This is a genomic window from Bradyrhizobium nanningense (genome assembly GCF_004114535.1).
Taxonomy (GTDB): Bacteria; Pseudomonadota; Alphaproteobacteria; order Rhizobiales; family Xanthobacteraceae; genus Bradyrhizobium; species Bradyrhizobium nanningense.
Genome location: NZ_LBJC01000028.1, coordinates 66,098 through 88,341 on the forward strand (window position 1 = coordinate 66,098; position 22,244 = coordinate 88,341).

21 protein-coding genes and 1 pseudogene are annotated in these 22,244 nt (G+C 61.1%); 8 read left to right on the top strand and 14 right to left on the bottom strand.

Annotated features, from left to right (window positions below):
- Positions 1-79: 79 nt before the first annotated feature.
- From XH84_RS23335 to XH84_RS23370, 8 genes are all read right to left on the bottom strand, one after another.
- A complete protein-coding gene (locus XH84_RS23335) occupies positions 80-553 on the bottom strand; it encodes a cytochrome c-type biogenesis protein (protein WP_128921392.1) in 474 nt (157 codons plus the stop codon).
- Positions 550-2,544 carry a heme lyase CcmF/NrfE family subunit gene (locus XH84_RS23340; protein WP_128921391.1) on the bottom strand — a complete coding sequence of 665 codons (1,995 nt, stop codon included), beginning with the start codon at positions 2,542-2,544 and terminating at the stop codon, positions 550-552. The genes XH84_RS23335 and XH84_RS23340 overlap by 4 nt, the downstream gene beginning before the upstream one ends.
- A 41-nt stretch (positions 2,545-2,585) precedes the next feature.
- Positions 2,586-3,038, bottom strand: coding sequence for a cytochrome c maturation protein CcmE (ccmE, locus tag XH84_RS23345; RefSeq protein WP_128921390.1), 453 nt, complete (start codon positions 3,036-3,038; stop codon positions 2,586-2,588).
- A gap of 3 nt (positions 3,039-3,041) precedes the next feature.
- Positions 3,042-3,740, bottom strand: coding sequence for a c-type cytochrome biogenesis protein CcmI (ccmI, locus tag XH84_RS23350; protein ID WP_128921389.1), 699 nt, complete (start codon positions 3,738-3,740; stop codon positions 3,042-3,044).
- A gap of 215 nt (positions 3,741-3,955) precedes the next feature.
- Positions 3,956-4,579, bottom strand: a complete 624-nt coding sequence (locus XH84_RS23355) for a DsbE family thiol:disulfide interchange protein (RefSeq protein ID WP_128921388.1) — start codon at positions 4,577-4,579, stop codon at positions 3,956-3,958.
- Positions 4,576-4,728, bottom strand: coding sequence for a heme exporter protein CcmD (ccmD, locus tag XH84_RS41430; RefSeq protein WP_283811962.1), 153 nt, complete (start codon positions 4,726-4,728; stop codon positions 4,576-4,578). The genes XH84_RS23355 and ccmD overlap by 4 nt, the downstream gene beginning before the upstream one ends.
- 10 nt (positions 4,729-4,738) lie before the next feature.
- Positions 4,739-5,506, bottom strand: a complete 768-nt coding sequence (locus XH84_RS23365; RefSeq protein ID WP_164936503.1) for a heme ABC transporter permease — start codon at positions 5,504-5,506, stop codon at positions 4,739-4,741.
- A 741-nt stretch (positions 5,507-6,247) separates the two neighbouring features.
- Positions 6,248-6,961 (bottom strand): cytochrome b, encoded by a 714-nt coding sequence (locus XH84_RS23370; protein WP_245471821.1) that lies wholly within the window; start codon positions 6,959-6,961, stop codon positions 6,248-6,250.
- 479 nt (positions 6,962-7,440) lie between these two features.
- On the opposite strand from XH84_RS23370, the gene XH84_RS23375 reads away from it, so the two are divergent.
- From XH84_RS23375 to parS, 6 genes are all read left to right on the top strand, one after another.
- Positions 7,441-8,841 carry a cbb3-type cytochrome c oxidase subunit I gene (locus tag XH84_RS23375; RefSeq protein WP_128921386.1) on the top strand — a complete coding sequence of 467 codons (1,401 nt, stop codon included), beginning with the start codon at positions 7,441-7,443 and terminating at the stop codon, positions 8,839-8,841.
- Positions 8,838-10,166, top strand: coding sequence for a cbb3-type cytochrome c oxidase subunit II (locus XH84_RS23380; RefSeq protein ID WP_164937394.1), 1,329 nt, complete (start codon positions 8,838-8,840; stop codon positions 10,164-10,166). Before XH84_RS23375 ends, XH84_RS23380 begins: the two co-directional genes overlap by 4 nt.
- A gap of 9 nt (positions 10,167-10,175) precedes the next feature.
- Positions 10,176-10,418 carry a hypothetical protein gene (locus XH84_RS23385; protein ID WP_128921384.1) on the top strand — a complete coding sequence of 81 codons (243 nt, stop codon included), beginning with the start codon at positions 10,176-10,178 and terminating at the stop codon, positions 10,416-10,418.
- Positions 10,419-10,431: 13 nt separating this feature from the next.
- Positions 10,432-10,878 (top strand): cytochrome C, encoded by a 447-nt coding sequence (locus XH84_RS23390; protein ID WP_128921383.1) that lies wholly within the window; start codon positions 10,432-10,434, stop codon positions 10,876-10,878.
- Positions 10,879-11,457: 579 nt separating this feature from the next.
- Entirely contained in the window at positions 11,458-12,393 is a 936-nt protein-coding gene (gene hemC / locus XH84_RS23395) for a hydroxymethylbilane synthase (protein WP_128921463.1), read from the top strand.
- 338 nt (positions 12,394-12,731) lie between these two features.
- Positions 12,732-13,214 carry a type II RES/Xre toxin-antitoxin system antitoxin gene (parS, locus tag XH84_RS23400; protein WP_128921382.1) on the top strand — a complete coding sequence of 161 codons (483 nt, stop codon included), beginning with the start codon at positions 12,732-12,734 and terminating at the stop codon, positions 13,212-13,214.
- A gap of 804 nt (positions 13,215-14,018) precedes the next feature.
- Here the strand turns inward: parS and XH84_RS39955 are convergent.
- The 6 genes and pseudogenes from XH84_RS39955 to hemF all read right to left on the bottom strand — a co-directional run bounded on the left by XH84_RS39955 (position 14,019) and on the right by hemF (position 18,997).
- On the bottom strand, positions 14,019-14,177 hold the full coding sequence (locus tag XH84_RS39955; RefSeq protein ID WP_164936495.1) for a hypothetical protein: 159 nt from the start codon (positions 14,175-14,177) through the stop codon (positions 14,019-14,021).
- A 294-nt stretch (positions 14,178-14,471) separates the two neighbouring features.
- Positions 14,472-14,705 (bottom strand): DUF6894 family protein, encoded by a 234-nt coding sequence (locus XH84_RS23405; RefSeq protein ID WP_128921381.1) that lies wholly within the window; start codon positions 14,703-14,705, stop codon positions 14,472-14,474.
- A 14-nt stretch (positions 14,706-14,719) separates the two neighbouring features.
- Positions 14,720-16,588, bottom strand: a complete 1,869-nt coding sequence (gene nhaA / locus XH84_RS23410; protein WP_128921380.1) for a Na+/H+ antiporter NhaA — start codon at positions 16,586-16,588, stop codon at positions 14,720-14,722.
- A 2-nt stretch (positions 16,589-16,590) separates the two neighbouring features.
- Positions 16,591-17,685: a two-component system sensor histidine kinase NtrB gene (locus XH84_RS23415; protein ID WP_128921379.1), complete on the bottom strand. Its 1,095-nt coding sequence runs from the start codon at positions 17,683-17,685 to the stop codon at positions 16,591-16,593.
- 331 nt (positions 17,686-18,016) lie between these two features.
- Positions 18,017-18,104, bottom strand: a pseudogene (locus XH84_RS23420) (HAD family hydrolase); the annotation flags it as partial.
- Between the two features lie 5 nt (positions 18,105-18,109).
- Positions 18,110-18,997: an oxygen-dependent coproporphyrinogen oxidase gene (gene hemF, locus XH84_RS23425; protein ID WP_128921378.1), complete on the bottom strand. Its 888-nt coding sequence runs from the start codon at positions 18,995-18,997 to the stop codon at positions 18,110-18,112.
- 1,399 nt (positions 18,998-20,396) lie between these two features.
- Here hemF and XH84_RS23430 point away from each other — a divergent pair.
- Positions 20,397-20,657 (top strand): hypothetical protein, encoded by a 261-nt coding sequence (locus XH84_RS23430; protein WP_128921377.1) that lies wholly within the window; start codon positions 20,397-20,399, stop codon positions 20,655-20,657.
- 325 nt (positions 20,658-20,982) lie between these two features.
- Positions 20,983-22,206, top strand: a complete 1,224-nt coding sequence (locus XH84_RS23435) for an MFS transporter (protein ID WP_206734167.1) — start codon at positions 20,983-20,985, stop codon at positions 22,204-22,206.
- Positions 22,207-22,244: the final 38 nt, after the last annotated feature.

Consider the following 22,244-nt stretch of genomic DNA (forward strand, 5'->3'; position numbering starts at 1 on the left):
ACATGCGCGGAAAGAGCTTGTTTCCTGCCCCGGCCGTGGAACGATTCCCTACGTCTCCGTAGTCTAGGCGGCTTGCCCCTCAGGACAGAGTATCGTCTAGCAGAGCCGCGAGGCGATCCCGCTCGGCTCGGCTAAGTGGTGCGGCCGGCATGGGCTGCTGGCGGCGCAATCCGAACAGGAGAACGATGCCGCCCGCTGCAAGCACCAAAGCCGGCATTCCCCAGAGGAAAGCGGTTTCTAAGTCGATTGGTGGCTTCAACAGGATAAAGTTCCCGTAACGCTTTACCAGAAAGGCGCGGACCTGCTCGTCGCTCTCGCCAAGTTTAAGTCGCTCGCGCACCAGCAGCCGGAGATCCCGCGCGAGCTCTGCTTTCGAATCGTCGATCGACTGGTTTTGACAGACCAAGCAGCGCAGGCCGGAGGAAATAGCGCGCGCGCGCGCCTCAAGTTTCGTGTCGACCAGCACCTCGTCTGGCTGCACCGCCCTTGCCAAGCCGGGCGCAAGGCCCGCGAGTACAATCGAGAGCAGAAAAACGCGACAAAGCGAAGTCATTCGGCGGCCTGCGGCGCTGCGGGGTTGGCGACGGAACGTACGGTAGCCGCGCGGCGCGCGAAGCCGATTCTGAGGCGCCTATCGGATAACGACACAATCCCTCCGAACGCCATGATGACGGCGCCGATCCATATGGCCGTCACAAGTGGCTTCCAGAACATGCGCGCATCGATCGAACCATCCGGGTGCTGGTCCCCGAGCGAAATGTAGATCTGACCAAAACCCAGCGTCACGATGCCTGCCTCGGTGACGGCGGTCTGTCGTGCGGGAAAGCTGCGCTTGGAAGGCGCGACGGTCGCCACGGCCGCGCCGCCCCGGCTGATGACCGTGTTAGCCACGACTTCGGAATAGTTCGGGCCCTGCCGCGATCGAAGATTCTCGATGGTGACGTGATAGGGACCGAGATCGATCCCGTGACCTAGCTCCACGGTCGCGATCCGCTCCACGCCCCAACCGGTCGCAGCCAAACCCATAAGTGTCACGCCAAAGCCAGCGTGAACGATTGCCACCCCCCACGCCGAGCGCGGCAGCCCGACCGCGCGGGCCAGCATCACCCGAGCGGACTGCCCGCGTGCCCAGACACGCGACGCCACATCGGCGAACGAACCGACGATGAGATAGAGCGCGAGGCCGAGCCCCACCGCAGCGAGGACGGGGCCGCCTCGGACAGCAACGAGCACAAGGGCGACAAGAAGCCCACCCAACGCTGCGACCGTTACGCGTTGCGCCGCACCGAGCAGGTCGCCTCGCTTCCAAGCGAGCGACTGACCGAGCGGCATCAGCAGAACGATCAGCGCTACCAGCGGAGCTAGCGTCAGATTGAAAAATGGGGCGCCGACCGAGATCTTGTCCCCGGTCAGAGCCTCAAGCGCGAGCGGGTAGAGCGTGCCGGTTAGGACCGTAGCGCAGCAGGTGGTGAGCAGCAGGTTGTTGGCGACGAGCACGCTCTCGCGTGAGATGGGCGCGAACAGACTACGCTGACTCAGGGAAGGTGCGCGCCAGGCATAAAGCGAGAGGGAACCGCCAATGAACACGGTCAGAATAATCAAGATGAAGACGCCGCGCGCCGGGTCACTGGCGAAGGAATGAACGGAGGTCAAGACCCCTGAGCGCACCAGGAACGTGCCGAGCAGTGAGAGAGAGAATGTAACTATCGCCAGGAACAGCGTCCAGTTCTTGAGAGCTTCGCGTTTTTCCATGACGGCCGCCGAATGCAAGAGCGCGCTACCCGCAAGCCAGGGCATGAGCGACGCGTTCTCTACCGGATCCCAGAACCAGAACCCGCCCCAGCCTAGGGTGTAATAGGCCCAATATGAGCCCATCGCGATACCAAGCGTTAGAAATATCCAGGCAATCAGTATCCACGGCCGAACGTAACGAGCCCAAGCGGCGTCTAGTCGACCGCCGATCAGCGCCGCTACCGCGAACGAGAACACGATCGAAGAACCGACATAGCCGAGGTAAAGGAGTGGCGGGTGTATCGCGAGGCCCGGGTCTTGAAGAAGCGGATTAAGGTCCAGGCCTTCAATTGGGGCCGGAAATCGTCGCGCGAAGGGATCGGAGGTGAACAGGATGAAGCAGAGGAAAGCAAGGGAGATCCAGCCTTGGACCGCTAGCGTATCGGCGCGCAATTCCTTCCGCATGCCGCGCCCGAGAACCGCCACTGCCGCTCCGAAGGCCGCGAGGATCAGAACCCAAAGCAGCATGGATCCTTCGTGATTGCCCCAGACGCCCGCGATCTTGTACACAAGCGGCTTGGTGGTGAGCGAGTTCTCGGCGACTGTCACGAGACTGAAGTCGGACACCACATGGGCGTAAGTCAGTGCCGCGAACGCATATCCCAACAACAGGAACTGAGTGATTGCGGCCGGGACTGCGATGGAAGCGAGTCCAGAATCACCAGTACGGGTCCCCCAAAGCGGTAGAACTGACTGAAGCAGCGTGACAGCTAGGGCCAGAGCGAGTGCGTAATGTCCGGTTTCGACGATCATTCCTTCGTTCCCATCGGCCGTGATGTTTCGCGCAAACTGCGCTATTGCGCTCGCGCGGATCTTTGGTTCCGCCAAGTGCCTTGTTGCTTGAGCTTATCAGCTACACCCTTGGGCATGTATCGCTCGTCGTGTTTGGCGAGCACCGTATCGGCATGAAAGAGGCCCTGTGCCTCCACCGTGCCCTCGGCCACGACGCCCTGTCCTTCACGGAAGAGATCCGGCAGCAATCCAGTGTAGCTGACCCTGATGTCGTGCTTCTGGTCGGTCACTGCGAATACAACAGTCGACGATCCATTATGGGTAAGCGAGCCGGGCTTCACCAAGCCGCCGATGCGCAGACGGGTTCCTCGCGGCGGCGCCCTTTCGGCTAGCTCGGTCGGCCCGTAGAAGAAGACAATACTATCACGCAACGCAAATAGTATGAGCCCTACCGCGATGGCTAAAGTGAAGCCTGCTGCGCTGATGATGGTGAGGCGCCTGCCCTTTCTAGTCAAAGTCTATCCTTTCAAACCAAGCTGCCTGACGAGTTCATCGATGCGCGCCGGCGCTTGCGCATCGCCTGCTAGCTGGGCGCGTGCACTTGCAACGGCCGCTTCGGCCTTCTGGCGTTCACCCAATACGACATAGGACCTAATCAGGTGCAGCCATCCCTGAAGATCATGGCCGTTCTTCGAGAGCTTCTCGGCGAGCCCTTCCACCATCTCGCGGATTGCGTCGCTCCTCTGCCCCGGTAGAAGCGCTGCGATCTCGGCACGGGCTTGTTCGGCACGGATATCAGGAACGGCGGCAGCGAGGATGACGTCCCCGCCCGTGCGCCTCGATGCGATCGGCATGTCAGGCTGGCTGGGCGCGCCGACCTTGAGGTACGACGCGAGCGCGACGAGTGGCAGCACCACGACGATGGCCAACGCCGCGGCAGCGCGTCTCGTCGGCCAACCCCGCGATGCTCGCAGCCGGCTCTCCGACGGCGAGTCGAGCGACGCGAGCAGCCGCCGTTCGATCTCGGCACGCGTCGCCAAGGCATCGTCTGGCGCTACGAGCCCGCGGCGAACGTCATCATTCGCCTCGGCCAACAAACCGCGATAAAAGACCACGTCAGAATCGTGACCGCCAAAGCTCTCGCAACGCTCAGAGAGCGACCGGGCCAGCGCTAGCACGACCGCAGATGTCATCATTCCAAAGACGGCCCAGAGCACGTTTTAAGGCCTCCATCCGTTTTCGCCACAGTGCAGCGCGCCACGTTGTCGCGCATCCTCCGCGCCTGAAAATCGTAGCGCTTCCGGGTGAGTGTTTGCATGGCCCGATCGTTCACTCCTGAACGATTTAAGCAGATGGAATCCCGTACCGCCGAAGCAAGAGAATACCTTCTCTGCATCTCTCAGGCGGATAAGGGCAGCTTGTAAGCCAGTCGTCATGGACGCTCCGCCTTGGCAATTGCCACCATCAAAGCAGGTCGGCTTGCATCCGAGATGCCACCGACCAGCTTGTAGGCGATTGTGCCGTCGCCCTTGATCACATAGGTTTCGGGGACGCCATAAACGCCGAAATCGATCCCCGTTCGACCGGATCGGTCAGTGCCAACCTGTGCGAACGGGTTGCCGTTGGCGGCGAGATAGGCCAGCGCGTTTTTCGGATCGTCCTTGTAGACCATGCCAACAAGCTTCACTCCCTCGCGCTGCAGCGTCCGGTCGTTCGCCAAGGCCATCAGCTCCCCTTGCTCCTCGCGGCACTCGAGACACCATGATGCGAAGACGTTCACGATGGTCACGTGCCCACTCTGCAGATCGGCGCTGGACAAGCCAGGTGGACCGGACGTCGAGAGTCCATCAAGTGGCTCCAGCGCAAACTGCGGTGCTGGCTTGCCGATCAGAGCCGAGTGCACCAGCGATGGGTCTCCGGCGCCGAGCCGCACTAAAAGTAGTGCCGCAATTCCGAAGAAGACCAGAAGCGGGATAATCACCCATAACCGTGCAAGTGAGCGTCGAGGGGCTACGGCACTCGCTGCGAGGTAAATCGAAGTCGGAGTCTTGCTCATACGCGTTTGTTCGGATCCGAGTGGTTAGTTGGCAAGCGACGCAAGCTCCGAAGCTGAGCCCGATAGTCGATGAGGACCGCCGCGATCATTCCGGCCAAAATCGTGCCCGTCACCAGAAACGCCGCTGATATGAATCCGCCATGTTGCACGATGATATGCTCAGGACGTTACTTCAGCAGCCAGCATGCGAGCTGTCGCGGGCTCGCCCGCCGCCGCCAGCGTGATCGCAAGCCGCCGGACACGGCGTCGCATGATCTCGTTACGGACCGCCATTACGTGGAGGGTTGCGAACAGAAGCGTGTATGCGAGCGCCATAACGATTAGCGGCCACAACATCGAGCCAGCAATCGCCGTCCCTCCAATCCGGAGAACCGAAGCCGGCTGGTGGAGAGTATTCCACCAATCAACCGAGAACTTCACGATCGGAATGTTGACGAAGCCTACCAAGGTCATAATTGAAGCTGCTCGTGCCGCCCTATTCGGGTCTTCGATCGTCTGCCAGAGCCCGATCAGGCCGAGATAAATAAGAAACAGAACCAACATGGATGTGAGCCGTGCGTCCCAGACCCAATATGTGCCCCACATGGGTTTGCCCCACAGGGAGCCCGTGACGAGGCAGATGAAGGTGAAAGCTGCGCCCAACGGCGCAGCCGCCTTTTGAGCTGCATCGGCCAGTGGATGACGCCAAACTAGGGATCCGAGGGCCGACACCGCCATGAACGTGTAGGCAAGCATCGCTGTCCAGGCAGCGGGGACGTGGATATACATGATGCGCACCGTCTCACCTTGCTGGTAGTCGGGTGGCGCTGCGAACGTTCCAAACAGACCAAGGGCGAAGGCGAAGGCCGTCGAACCCCAAAGCACCGGCACCAGCTTTGCGGCAATACGCATGAAATTGCCGGGATTACTGTAAGGGGCGAAGCTCAGCGCCAAATTTCCGGTCTCCTCGAAGCCATCCTGCAGGTGGGGAATTCGCTCGCTTCCGACTGCGGCTCGCGAGAAGGGCCGCGCCCTTAGGACGTCTGCAAGCCCATGACTATCGCATCACACGGAAGACGATTTCGCCAATTGCCGTTAGTTATCGTTTCGATGCCCACGCCCGAGGTCTCGATCGCGTGATGAGGCAGATGGGTGCTCGCGACGCACCGCGCCTACAATCTGCCGCACGGTCGTCGGCTGAGTGCGGAGGCTATCTGGATTGGTGGCAGTCAGCGTGAGCAACTCCCTTGGGACGCGATGCGTACAATCCCGTAGTCCCACGGAAGTATTGGCCATGATTCTCTTGGCCCTTAAGCGTGTCCAAAGAGAATACTGATTTCGTCGGTCACGCTCGTTCCGAGCTCTATGGTTCGGCCGCGCACGCGCGGCCGACAAGGATTGAAGCTACTGTGCTAAGTTTCCTGCCGCGCGCGTGCAGCAAACGAACCCCTCACGCAAATACCGAGGACTTCGGCCCGGCTGGTCACAGTCTCGGTGATCACCGTCCCCGTGACGGCGCTCACGCAGATCAGATCAGCGGAGCCCGGCCAGCCCAAGCGCGATCGGTCGGCCCCTGATATGTCACTGGTCAACCGCGGTCCTGCACAAAACAGATCAGGAAGTGAGGTCACGCGCTCCGTCGGAGGGAGCCACTCTTCGCGATCTAAGAAATCCTGTGTGAGGATGGGATCAATTTTTCATGCGCCCGGGCGCCATCGACTGAAAGACCCCGTCGCGCAGGCAGAAGTAATGGAAGAGAGCCGCGGCTGCATGCACGCCGGCGACCCAGAGTATAGTGTCGCCGAGTATGGCGTGTATTTCCATGATCAACTGGCCCAGTCCATGCGCCTTCGCTATCCGGGGGGCGATGTCGAATCCGGGAAGCGTGACAGGAATCCCCTCGAGCCAGGTACCGAGTATCGCCGTCGCCGGAATCGCAATGAGGAGCGCATAAAGCGCGAACTGAACGAGCTTAGCGGCCGCCGCCATCCATCGCGGTATCCGCTGTTTCGCGGGCACACTGTCGATCAGCCGCCATAGTAGCCGCAGCACGACGACAACGAAGACCAGCACTCCGAACGTCTCGTGAATCCTGCGAGGTCCGTCCGCGGCGGCGGAATAGAGCGAATAGCCGTCGCCCCTACTCATCACATATGCGGCGATAACCAGCACCACAGTGAGCCAGTGGAGGGTCTGGGCGCCGGCGCCGTAGCGAGAGGAAGTGCTGCGCAAACCGATTATCTCACTCTGAATGAACCGCTGCAGCGGTTGATGAGCAATGGCGACGCGTCGCCAGAGATTTGAGCGGCTTGGTGAGCCGGCTGGTTCCCCGCCTTCTTCGATTTCATCATATAACAAACCCTTTGCCCAGAAGTCCCCAATCGGTGTCCGAGCGTCCAGCACTCGTCAACCCAGACTGCGAGAGGGTGATGATCACCGCTGTGAGGCGTTCGTGAAAAAAGCAACTATCGGTTGGCTTCTTTGCATCGTGGTCACAACCGAAGAAGCGGCTGAAGACCTCGCCGCTGGGGCATACGTCCGTCGACGTCGCGCACCGATCCGAACTTGGTCCGCTTCAGCGCCCGCCACTCGCCCCGCCCGCGCGACGCGCGCCGCAGCCTCGACTGCTCCAAGGGCGACAGAATCTCAGCAGGTGCGGCTGGTGGCATTCCTCGCTACCGCGTCACGCCGCGGCGGCAATAACGATCGTCTATCGACTCTATGGCCAGAGGTGATTTCCGTCGCCAGCGTTGCAAGGTCATTCTCCAAAGCATCGTCGTTCCAACCGCCACGCCTAGCTTCGATACCGATCGAGAAGCTGGAAGGCTCGATGCGCAAAGCAACAAAGATCTGGACAGCGTGCCGAGAGGACGGAGAGGCGGATGATGTTAGACAGCGCTGCGGCCATTCCACTTCGCACAGGCGCTCCGGATGACCGTGTGCTGGCGCGGGTGTTCGCCGCTTACGTGGCGTCGGCGGCAATCTGGCTCGTATTCAGCACAGCCGTGGGACTCCTAGTCAGCTTCAAATTCGCCTATCCCGATTTCGCGACCACGCCGGCGCTGTCGTTCGGACGGTTGCGCGCGATTCACACTAGCGGAACATTTTATGCGTGGGCGAGCCAGGCGTTGATCGGGCTTGCGCTGTTCGTCGCCGCGCGTAGTTCTGGCGCGAAGCTCTATAGCGAGCGCCTCGCATGGATCAGTCTTGCGCTCCTTAATCTCGCCGCGGTACTGGGCACTGTCACACTCGATCTCGGCTTCACCTACGGCCAGGAGTATCGCGAATGGCTGTGGTGGATTCGCGTAATCCTTGGACTTGGCTTGATCACCGCGGTCTGGAATATGATCGCCACTGTCGAGCGCCGGGAAGGCGAGCATATCTATATTTCCAACTGGTATACTATCGGGGGCACGCTGTGGACGATTGTCATGGTCGTGGTGTCGATGCTGCCATGGTACCAGTCCGGACTGGGCCAAGTCGCGGTGCAGGCCTTCTTTATGCATAACGCTGTCGGACTATGGTTCACCCCTCTATCGCTCGGTGTGTCCTACTATGCGCTGCCGAAGCTCCTGAACCGTCCGATCTATTCGTATTCTCTCGGCGTCTTTGCATTCTGGACCAATCTCATCTTCTATCCGATCATCGGCGCTCATCATTTTGAATTCAGTCCACTACCATGGTGGCTGCAGACTACGGCCATCGTCTTCAGCGTGGCCATGCTGGTTCCGGTGCTGAGCGGCACCGCGAACTTCCTTCTCACCTTCCGGGGGACTCGCGAATGGATATATCGCTCGCCCGCGATGTTCATCCTAGTCGGCGTTTACGGCTATCTACTGGGTTCAACGCAAGGCACATTCGAGGCATTCCGCTCCCTGCAGCAGCTCTGGCATCTGACTAATTACACCGTAGGGCACTCGCACCTGACGATGTACGGCTTCGTCACCTTCGCGATCTGGGGCGGGATCTATGCACTCTTGCCGCGCGCCACTGGCAAGTATCCCTACAACCTGGCCATGGGCATCCATTTCTGGCTCTCTGCCGTCGGTGTTGTCATATACGTTGCGGCGCTGTCGGCCGCCGGCACCATTCAGGGGCTCGATTGGTTTCGAGGACTCACCTTTATCCAGTCAGTCGAAGACGCCGCGCCATATTGGTTGTGGCGTTCCGTTGGGGGCTCGCTCATGTTCGCCGGTCATCTCGTCTTCGCCTTCAACGTCTGGACGATGACCTACAGTAGGTCCTACGCCGAACTTGCCGCGGCCGAGACGGTGCCGGCATGAACAGGTCATTGGCAATTTCTGGCGGTTCAACGCTGATCTACGCTGGATTAGCGATTGTTATGGGCGTGCTGCCGGGGATCTGGCTGTCGAAGGTACCTCCGACGCCGGGCCTTAAGCCACTGACGCCACTTGAGGCGCGAGGCCGTGATGTCTATGTCTCGGAAGGATGCTTCTATTGCCATACCCAGCAAGTACGCCCGCTCTCCGGAGATAAGCCTTTTGGCCGTCCGTCTGCGCCGGGCGATTATGCCTACCAAACCACTGAATTGCTGGGCTCGGAGCGCACCGGTCCCGACCTGAGCAATATCGGCACGCGGCAATCGAGCAGCATATGGCAGTACATCCATCTTTATCAGCCGCGCGCAGTGGTGCCGCAATCGATCATGCCGGCGTTTCCCTGGCTGTTCAGGGTTGTGGACGAATTACCTCCCGGAGAGAAAGCCGTGCCACTACCGCCGCAGTTCGCGCCAGGCGGTGTCGTCGTTCCCAACGACGACGGCAAGGCGCTGGCGGCCTATCTGTTGTCGCTGAAGCAGCCCGCGCTCGTTCCGACGCAGTCCGGCGCCGCCCCTTTGAGTCCTACGACCGAACCCCTAGGGTTTGATGCCACCAAGGGCGCAGCATTGTTCGCCGACAACTGCGCATCCTGCCACGGCGCGGAAGGGAAGGGTGTGCCGGGGACGTTTCCACCGCTCGCCGGAGATCCCGTGGTTAGCGCCGCAAATCCCACGGCTCACATTAGCGCAGTGCTGCGCGGACTCAGCGGAAAGGTGATCAACGTCCAAAAGTATGAAGCGCAGATGCCGGCGTTCGCCGATCAATTGGCTGATCAGCAGATCGCCGATATCATCAACCACGAGCGCTCCTCGTGGGGCAATCGTGGTGCCTTGATCAGCGCGGCTGATGTTGTCGCGGCCCGAGCCAACGAACCACTGCCGAAGCAGGCAACGTCGCCGGAACAGGTCTCGCCGATAGCGACCCCAACCCCGAGTTTCGATGCCGCGGAAGGATCGAAGCTCTTCGCCGACAACTGCGCCGCCTGTCACGGTGCCGAGGGCAAAGGTGTGCCTGGCACATTGCCGCCACTTGCGGGCGATCAGGTCGTTAATGCCACTGACCCTGCCGAACACATCACCGCCGTGCTGCGCGGGCTTAGTGGTAAGGCGATCAACGGCCAGAAGTACGAGGTAGAGATGCCGCCGTTCGCTGACAGACTCTCTGATCAGCAGATAGCCGATATCATCAATCACGAGCGCACTTCGTGGGGCAACCAGGGGCCGTTGGTGACGCCCGCTGACGTCACGAAGCTCCGCGCCAACAAATAGGAGGCGACGATGACCGATACGATTACCGCCTGGATACTCTCGGCGCTTGGCTACCTCTGCACTGCGCCTGCGACCGCTGGTGGCGCCGGCGATCATGGTCTTGCCGGCCCACTACTCGGCAACGTGCTGGTGGCGGGCGGGGCTGGGCTCGTGACCCTCAGCTGCATCGTGGCGGCACTGTGGATGCTCATCGACCCCGGCGAACGGGATGCTAATCATCCAAAATATCGCGTCCTGCATACCGACCGTTAGAGGAAAGCAACACGTGTCCGAACCGCGCATCCGCGTCTACCTCGACGAAGCGCCCGATCCCGTCATCGATCAGCGGCCGCCGACAGAGATAGCGCTCGACACCAAGAGACTTGCCGATGGCGAGCACGGGCTCCGCATCGAGGCCCAGGACGCCACCGGCCAGGTCGGCGTCCGACGTCTTCGATTCCAGGTCCGTAACGGTCCCGGGATCACCGTCAGCGGGCTTGGTGATGGGACGGTCGTTCACGGTACGCTGCGCTTCATGGTCAACGCGTTTGGAGCCGAAGAGCCATTCGAGCCGCACCGGGCTGAATCGCCATCGCCGATCCCCGTTTGGGTGTGGGTGCTGAGCCTGCTGATCGTTGCTTGGACCGCCTGGTATGTCGCAACGCTTTGGAGCGTTCCGGCGGATTACGCGAAAACGCCAACTTATTCCACGTCAATGAATCCATTCAAATAGCGCGCCCCGAGATCAAAGAGTCAACGGTGAGCTGGGGCTACCGACCCATCCCCATATCCGCGAGTCAGGACGAATACACGCGTTCATGACACACTGCGCGGAGGCGATCAGAACGCGACGCGATCTGATCGAGAAGCTTTGGCTCTTGGCGATGGCGGCTTCCCTTGGCTCAGCGTGATGGCGCAAATGATATTTCGATCACCGATCCCCTACTTTTATCGTTACGTTCTAAACGCAGGTGATAGCGGCCCACGTGCGGCCTTCGGATCGCCCCCTTCGACTTGAAATGAATGCGTGGACGCATTCGGCGCACTTGTATCCAAAGGCAAAACTCCATTCTCGTCGAACCGGCACTCTTCGTTCTCGAGTTGGTCCAGCGCCTTTCGAAAGTTGCTACCTATTTGCTGCTTCTCCGTTTCGGGCGGGAGTCAATTGATGAAATACGCTCCGAGGGAAGATGCTCATGCAAAGACTACCGCACCGGAGTTCTGCCGTGCAGCTAATCGAACAGACTGATTTTATAGCTACCTACGCAACGCTAGGAGTCGGCGAACTACTCAAGAGGCAAGAGGTTTGATTGTGGAAATTCGGCTCGGAACCAGGCGAAGTGATTTGGCCCGCTGGCAAGCCAGTCACGTCGCCGATCTTATTCGTAGCGTCGAACCGGCCGCTGAGGTACGAGTGGTCTTCGTTAGTTCGGCTGGCGATAAAGATCGACGGTCGGGGTTTCAGCAGATTGGCGGCATCGGAGCATTCACGAAGGAGAGTGAAGACTCGCTTCTGCGCAACGAAATTGACCTGGTCGTTCATTCCCTCAAAGATCTTCCGACAAAATTGCAGCCCGGCTTGGTATTGGCAGCCGTTCCCAAAAGAGAAGATCCTCGCGATGTGCTTTGCGGCGTTGCACTAGATCAGCTACGACCGGGGCTGCGCGTCGGCACTGGATCAATTCGTCGCAAGGCTCAACTTCTCGCTCTATGCAATGGTCTGGATATTCGACCTATCCGAGGGAACGTTTCTCCACGGCTGCGTAAGGCAAAGAACCGAGAGGGAATAGACGCGACTGTATTGGCAGCGGCGGGCTTGTCCCGGCTAGGATTGCTACATGAGGCCTCACAGATTTTAGACGCGCATATTTTCCCGTATGCGGTAGGCCAAGGTGCTCTCGCGGCCGAAGCTCGCGAGGAGGATACGGCCCTCATAGCCCTGCTCCAGAAGATTGAAGACCGGCAATCGCGCACCGAAGTGGATGCGGAGCGCGCGTTGATGAGAAGTCTCGATGCGGGTTGCAGCCTACCCGTCGGGGTCTCCGCCACATGGCGCGCCGGGACGTTAACACTTCAAGGACAGGTGACTCATCCGGACGGCCAAACGAAGATAGCCGATGAAAGCACTGGTCTGGCCGATCAAGCCGACGCAATAGGCAGAAGTCTCGGGCATAGACTTCTTGAGCAAGGTGCGGAGGAGATATTGAAGGCTGCGTCCCGTATCGTGGAAGAGCAAAAGCCAACCTAAATTCGCTACTTGGCATGACGACTTTGTGTTCTCTGGAAACCAACTTAGCTGCCAAACCGTCAGAACGCCGCATACGGTTTCGGCGAAATGAATTGCAAAGCCCGAAGAGTGCCCCAACCGCCCGAAACGCAAGGCTTTCGGGCGCGCTGGCCTTGACGTTCGAAGAGTTGGAAAATGACGCCACTGAAGACGAGCTAGCGGCGGAGCGCGCTGTGGCCAAGGCGACGACGGGGCGCGGATTTACGCGCCAGCGCGGCGAACGCCAGACATTGGAGGGCTATGCTTGATTAATTGCGGCATGTGGCACATGCTAGGCGACACGTGACGCGAGGGCTGCCATGACTGCCGCAGCCGAGAAGCCGGCTCCAAAGGGGCCAGGCAATGATCTGCAGAAGGTGGCCGATTTGCTCGGCGGGCCGCGTATCCTGTCGCGCCGGATTACAAGCGCCCTCGACGCCCACGAACTGCTGCTGGACGGACTGCCAGGCTCTGCGTTGACCCACTTCGTCGGTCACCTCCGTATCGTTCGAACGGACTCGTTGGAAAAAGCCTTCGGAATGAGCCTTCGCACCTTTCAGCGACGCAAGGATGCTCCGGACAAGCCGCTCAGCCAGGAGCAAAGTGGGCGGACCTGGAAGTTTGCCGAAATCCTGGTCAAGGCCACGGACGTGTTCGGTTCACAGGAAGAAGCTGAGCAGTGGCTCGAGCGTCGGGCCATCGGTCTTGACCAGCGTCGCCCGATCGACCTGCTTGCGACTCCGGCGGGCGTAGAGCTCGTTGAACAGTACCTCACACGTCTTGCATACGGCGTCTATGCATGATGCCTTCTGTAGAGCCATTGGGAGGCGGCAAGCTCATCGCTTGGCGCTTCCTTCACTCGCGTGACTGTGAAGACATTGGGACCGTGCTCAGCTGAAGACCGAAGCGCCGACGCAGTGCAGCCTATAAGCCATCCGTCGATCCCCGAGACCGGCAGCCTAATCTCCGGCTGCTAACAACCTCGTGTCAGCAGCTTTGTTAGTCGAGACGAATGATGGTACCCTAGGGGCCTACACCGGATGGATACCGTTTGCTGCCCAGCTTGAGCGCTCGTCCGCAATTCGTGTCGGGCGCGTCAAGCTGCATCTCGGCTTTAGCGCATAGCACACCTCTCGCCGCGCCAAGCCGGATGGGTCAAGGCCGGGCAGCGCTCGCGGGGCTTGGCGTTGATACGGCCGCCGCCCCAGCACCCATGCGCCTCCCGGACGCGGGCGTCGGAGGACGCCATGTAGCGTTCGGGAATCGACCGTTGATGCGCTCGAAATCGGCAAACACGCGTTAGCGCCGCTCCTCGTGTAGGCGAGCAAGCGCTAGTCCGATCCGGCGGCCGCGTATCGGGCCTGAAGGGGCGGCCGGTCCTCGGGGGAAAGGACCGGCCGCGGGGACCCACGGCGAGGGGTACGGCGCGCCGGGCCAAGCAGTTGGGAAGCTTGTCTTCATGTGCTGGCAAAAGCATTGGTATCCGGCGAAGAACATTGATGCGAGTAAAGCGGTCCAAATATCGAGAAATCGTCGTAAATGCCTATCCCGGTCCATCGTCCACATTCGCCATGAGAAGCGATCTCACCCTAAGCTCCCGTGCCGTCCTATTTGTCGATCTCAAAGCTGCCACGCCCAAAGGCGATCGGCCCGATGTTATTCATCCGATAAGCGAGCTGGGGCGTTCCCATCAGGCAAGGCTGCATCGAGGCGCTAACAAAATACGCGGGGTGACGGTCTTGATCAGCGGACGTGGCCAATTCCATGTGAAAATCCGGAAAGGCGAATCATGCTTCTCTTGCTCGTCGGATTGTAAATCCGACAGGAGTTGGTCGCGAAAGAGCAAACAACGCGTGACTGGTCCGAATGGTTGGAAGGGCGGGCCTTGGCCTGATCAGCCGAGATCATCTAAGAACTCCGTCTGCACGGTTGCCCGCAATCTCCTGTGTGCGGTCAGCCGGTTTCTGCCGACCAAAGTGCCCTTCCGTCCTTCGCAAGGCTCCAGCTGCCTGCTTTCTACCTTGGACCTTTGCCCCAAAGAGTCGACCCGCGTACCGACCTCAATTCGGATCGCCGAGCACGAAAGTGAAGGGCACAACGAAGAGCTCATCGCCCTGGTCGTCGCTGACGTGCAGGACCCAGTCACGCCAATCCTCGAGGCTGCGCTCGCCGGTTAAGGATTGCACGACGCGCGTCGCGTAATCGCGTGCCTCAGCAAGATCTTCCACCTCGGCACCGCGGCGATCAACGAATACCTTCTTCGTGTTCGAGCAGTGAAAAAATACCTGGGTCATTTTCAACCTCCTGGCTATAATACTTGCATGCCGGCGCTCTGCGGCGCCTCCTCAAAAGGCTCCTGGCGCGAAGCTCCCCAGAGCAGAGCAGTCCCGACGACGGCCGAAAGAATCGACGCGGCAAGCACAGCGATTTTGGCGGCCGAAAAGTCAGTAGTGCTTGGAAACGCCTGCCCGGCGATGAAGAGCGACATCGTGAAGCCGATGCCAGCGAGGGCTCCCGCCCCTGCCAACTGTCGCCACGTGTACTCCGCCGGCTTGACGCCTATGCCTGCGCGCACGGCCACGGCGGCCGCAAGGAAAACGCCGAGCGGCTTTCCTACGGCGAGGCCGATGACGATCACGGCGATTAGCCAGCCATGCCCGACGAAGACGCCCGGGTTGATCGTCACGCCCGCATTAGCCAGTGCGAATATCGGAAGCACCGCATAGCTCGACCGCGCGCCGGCGTGCCGGAGCAGCCGATCGGCAGGCGATTCAAGTCTGTCGTAGATCGCGTCGAGCGCGTGCAGTGCTGGTGTGGAGGGGCCGTGCCTGAGCACTTCGCCCTCGTGCCGAGCCTCGGAGGCGATGACGGTGCTCGCTTGCGTCATCAGAGCGGCCAAGTCGGCGGGCGGCCGCGTCGGAATGAACAGCGCAAGTACCACGCCGGACAGTGTAGCGTGTAGGCCGCCCATGTAGACCAAAGCCCACAAAGCGACGCCTAACAGGAGGTAAGGCGACAGAAGGTAGACCTTCGATCGGCTCAGCAGCGCCAGCGGAACCACGACCGCCGCTGCCGCGGCAAGGTAGGCCGGATGGACTTCGTTAGAGTAGAATACGGCGACAACGATGATCGCACCAATGTCGTCGACGATGGCCGCCGCGGTAAGGAAAATGCGCAACTCGACTGGGACTCGGACGCCCATTGTGGCGATCACAGCAATCGCAAAGGCGGTGTCTGTCGCCATCGGAACACCCCACCCGCGTGACCACGGCCCGGCAGGGATGACCAGCGCATACAGAAGCGCCGGCACGACCATGCCGCCGAGCGCGGCGGCGATCGGAAGAGCGGCGGAACGGCGGCTCGCGAGGTGGCCAACTGTCATCTCGCGCTTTACTTCCAATCCCACTACAAGGAAAAACACCGTCAGCAGGCCGTCGTTGACCCAATGTAGGATTGACATCCGAAATATTGCATTGCCCAGGCTCACGCCGAGCTCTTGCCGCCAGAGCGCTTCGAACGCCGCGCTGATTGGCGAGTTCGTCAAGACGATCGCCACCACGGTCGCGAGAACGAGCAAAACGCCGGCGGACGGGCCCCAACTCGCGAAGTCTAGGGTTGCCGTACGGACCCGGTGCCCGAGCGTGCCAAGCATCGCATCGACGAGAGAGCTCTCATCCCAAGGCCCGTCGTAGCGCCGCCCATTGATGTAGAAAGTCGGCGTGAATCTCACGCCGCTTGCGCGTGCGCTCGCGGCGTCCGCCTGCACTCTCGCCCTCGCGCCCCGCATGGCGTCGCTATCACCGAGCACGAAGTCGGCGTTAACGCCGAGGTCGGCGGCCACCGCGAAGAGGTCGGCCTCCGTGAGCTGCATCGACCTCGTCATCAGTTTGATGTGCGCTGACCAGAACGCTCCGGACGTCTGGGCTAGCTCGGCGAGCTCGGCGGCCCGAAACGAAAGGCTGTTGTCTGTGAGCGGCCTGTGGCGGAAGACGTAGCGGACGCGGTCGCCAAGTTGGTCGCGTGCTTGCGCGATCCGCTCGTTGGCAGCCCTGCAGTGCGGGCATGCGTAGCTGCCATACTCGACGAGCGTAATCTCGGCATTGGCGGGGCCAAGCACGTGGTCCTTCTCATGATCGACCGGACGGTCGAGGCGGCCGGGCGGGATCATGAGCTCCATCGCTAATCCAGCCTCCAGGCGCTCGCGTCGGCTACGACATCGGCGCAAGCAGTCACGGGATTGACGATGTGGAATATTCCGCCGTTAGGTGACGGCGTGCACGCGATTTCCGTGCCTACGATACGGCTCTGTACCGCCGCATCGCCGACGCGCGGGAGAACGAGGCGCACCAGCGTGCCGGCACCTCGCTCGCTCTCTATACCTATCGCGCCGCCTTGCCCTTCGGCGAATCGCCGGACATGGGCGAGTCCGAGGCCTGTGCCGCTACCAGCAGCCTTTGTCGAGAAGTAAGGGGTGAACGCCTGCGACAGGACCTCCTCGGGCATGCCCTCCCCGTCGTCGGCGACGACAATCTCGACGAATTCCCGCGTCGCGCCGGAGGGAGTTTCGACGTTCCGCGCCGCAACGGTGATCACACCGCCGTCTGGCATGGCATCGGCCGAGTTTCGGCAGAGGTTGAGTAGAGCGAGGTACAGGTCTTCCGGGTCGGCGTTGCAGGCCCATAAGTCAGGGGCGATCTCGGTGCGCAACCTGACGTCCGGACGCAATGCCTGGTCAAGCGTGCCCGCTATCGATTCGAGGCGACCGCCAGCGACACCCTTCTCGATCGACGCTGGACGCGGTTGCGCAGCGTCAAGGAGCTGCCGGCTAAGCAACGCGCCTCGCGTGATTGCCTCCTGCATCTTGTCGACTATGGCCTTTCGAGATGCAGCATCGCTCTGGCACTCGAGCAGCCGTAGGCCGCTCCCAATCACGGCGAGAAGGTTATTGATGTCGTGAACAACGAACTGCGCCACGTCCACTATCGCGCTCACACTCGGCGGCTCGCCAGCGGTGACCGCGGCTCGCGTGTCGGACCGTTGACTGGCGCAGCACAAAATCCCTGAGACTTCGCGGTCGGACCCGACGAGCGGTATCTCCACGCACCTCTTGGCGAGGCCGCCACCGCCATCATAGACGCTACCCTCCTCTGCGCTGAACGCACGCCGCACTCCAAGCGCGACGCCGGCGCTGTCCACGAGCACGACGACATCTTGCGGCAGCAGGCTTTCGATAGAACTGGGGAATGAAGCGCCAACGGTCTTTTTGATCTGCATGTCGGACTTTCTGGCCCGCGGTCCTCCAACGGAACGCCGGTTTCGGCCCGACCACGAGAGCGGGCGATGATAGATCGAAAGTTAAGTCCACGACGGACGAAAGGAAAATCACCTCGCGCCATGGACTCGATAGCCGACCGTTATCGAAATGAGTGATGGCGCCCGCAGCGCAGGACCTGTGCGCCGCGTCTCTCTGCGAGGACCCGGCGAGCGGCAATGTTGACGATTGCGAGGCAACGAGCGCAGCGGTGCGGAAGAGTTGATCACGTTCCAAAGCGCACTTCTGGCGGCAGAGCGCGGCCAACGCTCCCGGGCGACTTCTGCGACACACGGTTCCAGAAGATCTCAGGCCGGCCATAGGCCGACAGGGTGGTGTCATCCATGCCGATCAGCATAGCGCGTGGGAGCGGCGGCATCATCGCGATCACGGCCACTTCACCTCCGGTGGCAGCGACGACAGGATCGAGTCCACGTTGCCGCCGGTCTTCAGTCCGAAGATGGTGCCGCGGTCGTAGAGCAGGTTGAACTCGACGTAGCGCCCGCGGCGGATCAGCTGCTCCTCGCGGTCGGCAGCCGTCCATGGCGTCGCGAAATTGTGCCGCACCAGCTCGGGATAGATCTTCAGGAAGGCGCGGCCGACGTCCTGGGTGAAGGCGAAATCCGCCTCCCAGTCGCCGGAGTCCTGCCAGTCGTAGAAGATGCCGCCGATGCCGCGCATCTCTTTCCGGTGCGGCAAATAGAAATACTCGTCGCACCACGTCTTCAGCTTGTGGTAATCGGCGACGCCGTTCGGCCCCGAGCACGCCGCCTTCATCGCGGCGTGGAAGGCGATGGTGTCGGCATCCTCCTGCGTGCGCCGGCGGTCGAGCACGGGCGTGAGATCGGCGCCGCCGCCAAACCAGGCCTTCGTGGTGACGACGAAGCGCGTGTTCATGTGCACGGCCGGCACGTTCGGATTGCGCAGATGCGCGATCAGGGAGATGCCGGAAGCCCAGAAGCGCGGATCCTCCGCCGCACCCGGGATCTGCGCGCGGAATTCGGGCGCGAACTCGCCGTGCACGATCGAGCAATGCACGCCGACCTTCTCGAACAGCCGGCCGTGCATCATCGACATCACACCGCCGCCGCCGGCCGCGCCACTATGATCGGTGCCTCGCCAGGGCGTGCGCACGAAGCGGCCGGCCCCACCTGGATAGAGCGCGGACGAGGCATCGTCCTCCAGCCGCTCGAAGCTCGCGCAGATGTTGTCGCGCAAGCGCTCGAACCAGCCTCGCGCCCGCGCCTTGCGCTCCTCGATCACGGAAACATCCATGTTCAACCAAATCCCTGGCGCGCAGGAAGGGCAAAAGCGCACGCCGCGCAGTATCTAGCAGTTTCCTCGTCGTCCTGAATGGTGGGCCCGCTACGCCTTGCCACCATCGAGACGAACCTGCAGTGACGCCAAAACACTGGCGAAGTAGTTGCCGCCTGCAGAACTGATGCCCACAGAAGCCAGCCACCTGCTCCATCGGCATTCATAGACAATCTTCGGGGCAGTCACCCCAAACCTTGGTTTGGCGCGCAGGGGCACCAAACCGCGCCAAAGATCTGGATCACGAGAGACGTTCCGCTGCCATCTGCGGCCTCCAAAACCGAAAATTGCTGATCGCTACGGCGCAGGGTCAGCCGCAAGAAATAGAACAAGCTTCAGGATCGACGGACCGTGCCCTGGACCTCTCGCGCGACCCATTTCTCCAACAAACTTCTCTGTCCCGAAACATCGAAGCTATCCGACGCCGAAGCGTGTCAACGTGAGCCGCAAGGGCGCTGTGTGTCTGCGGCGGTGCGGCCGTACGGACGTATGCAGTCCCGACACGTCGCCAGCGCGCGCGCGCAGCGGTACCCGCGTGACCATCCCGTACGCCGAGTATCCGCGGTTATCGTTCGAATAGATGGAGAAGGTGGGGTCCGCAGCTGCGGCCGCGGCCGGCTCTGAAACGTCCCATGCCAACGCCGGCGTCGCGAGGAGTGTGGAAAGGACGACCGTTACACCCAAACAATTGAAGTTGCTCATGTCATCCTCTTTACGTGCCAAATACGGTCGACGATGGATTCAAGATTGAGTCCAAGACGATGGAAAGGGAAATCACCTCTCGCCATAGACTTGATAATTCACTGTTATCGAAATGGCTGAGAGTTTGCGCCGCGTTTGTCTGAGGATCGCCCGAGCTCCAGTCTTCTCGCAGCTGCTTTTCCGGCTGCGACGCTGGGAGCGCCTATCGAGATAATAGCTTTACTGACCGATACGTGACCAAAACGGCTGACGGCCCAACCGCCGTTCTAAGCCAAAGGGACGGCGTCGCGGTAAATGAAAACGGACCGGCCCCTCGGTGAGCGTGCCGCTTGCGCTCTTTTCGTCGAGTCGTCGGGATGGAATGCGGCTCGCACCCTTGGTGGTTTCCCCCAGGGAAATCACCACTCCTTGTCCAGTCGGTAGACGATTCTTGGCGCCGCTCACCGGCAGGAATCACGCCGCCGCGGCCTGAGCAACCTGCCTTCATATGCGAATGGGAGTCAGGACTGTCGCCGCACAATTACCGCCCGCTATGGAATCCATGAGTACCGGCCATTGGAAACTTTCGTCCCGCACTGCGACCAATGAGAGCCAGTGTCCAAACTTCATCGAATGAAGCCCAGGGCAGCCGTTTCAGCCAGCACGAACAGGAACCCCGATGTCCGACTCCTATCTGCTTCCTGCCGACCCCGAAGGCATCGACACGTCGCCGCTCGAGCGATTTCGCTCCGGCAAGGTCGGCGCGACGACGGCAGAATATGACCCGGAGGCCGTCTTCATTGCAAATGACGAAGGAGCCATCATTGATCGCACCGAGAGCGCGACTCGAGCGCGATCTCAGGCTTGGTCTGCCGTACGCCAAGGAGCGCCGTGTATTCGTTGCTGGCGGTGTCGCCCGGATCGTACTGAACCGGACTGATGGCACAGTCCCGACAGCAAGCACGTGCGGAGGCTCGACGAGCGATGTCGTGTGCCGCCCCCGCGGGTGGACGCTGCCGGCGCCTGACCGACAATAACCAAGAGACGGCAGTGCGATCGCCTCCTTGACATATGTGAGCCATGGAGCCTCTCGGCGACCGGCCCGCTCTTCAGCGCGGGGCGACGATCATCGCCAGCTAGTGAAACTAACTAGTTCAGAGATTTTGGACTTGTACGCCCGAATTGTCGGGAGACGATGAATGCGCGGCTCGATGCATAAGTTGGCACCAGTAACCAATCGGGGTCACCGAAGCGGAGCACTGCGGTTGGCATTTCTATCTGCGGTGGCTTCCCTGGTGGTTTCGTTTGCCGCGGCGGCCGCTCCGATTCCCCTTTACAATATTTACCGAACAGAGGACGGATTCACTAACGCCGACATCTCGATGGCCGTCGTCGCCTATGCCCTCGGCACCATCGCCGCGTTGTTGGTGCTAGGACGACTGTCCAATCATCTGGGCCGCCGGCTCACTGCGATCACTAGCCTCAGCCTTCTGCTGCTGGGCTGTCTGTTGTTGCTGAATGTGCACGATATCGAGACCCTGCTAGGCGGTCGGCTCCTCGTGGGCATCGGTACCGGGGTGGCCGGCAGCAGCCTGACCTCCTACATCGTCGATGCCGCACCCAGCAGGCCAGAATGGCTGGCGTCCGTCGTCTCCAGCCAAGGACCGATGCTCGGCGTCGCTGTCGGCGCCATCGCCTCCGGCGTCCTAGTCCAGTTCGGCCCCTGGCCACGCGACCTCATTTACCTCGCTTGCGTCTCCTTCCTATTGCTGTCTGCTGCACTCATAAGCGTCAGTCCGGAAACAGCACCGCCGATGCCGGGCGCTTGGCGATCGCTGTTGCCTAGGGTCAGCGTACCGGACCGGGTCAGGCATCTGCTTCCTGTCGCGGCGGCGGTGTTCCTGACGACCTGGGCGAGCGGTGGCTTCTATCAAGCGTTCATGCCTGCGCTTGTCGAAGATCAACTCCACACCCGGAGCCCGATGATCCTCGGACTGGTGTTCGCCTCCTATATGACCCCCAGCGTTCTCGGCTCTCCCATCGGGGGTCGGTTCACATCTGCGGTAGCCCAACGCGTCGGTATGATCACCTTCTTGGCCGGAATGGTCGGCATCAGCATTGCGATTACCCACGGCACGCTGGTGTTGCTCGTCATCGCGACCACGGTCGCCGGCGCCGGTCAAGGCATCGCGATCAGCGCCGCCACACGCGGTCTGTTGCACGGCAGCACCCTTGCCGAGCGGGCACCAATCTTCAGCGCGATCTACCTTCTCTGCTACAGCGGCGCCGCGTTCCCGAGCCTCATCTCCGGGCAACTTTCCAACGTGTTCTCGCTGCCGCAGATCGCGCTCGGATACGGCGGACTTGCCGTCATCGCCACACTGTTCACCCTTCTCGGTGCTCGCAATCCGCACACCGACAGGACGGGGAACAGCACGTCCGAGGGGGCGAACACTACCGGTTCACCCGAACGGAGAACAGTGTCATGAGAATCGTCGCTGTCCTAGGCGCCGCCCTATCCGGATTG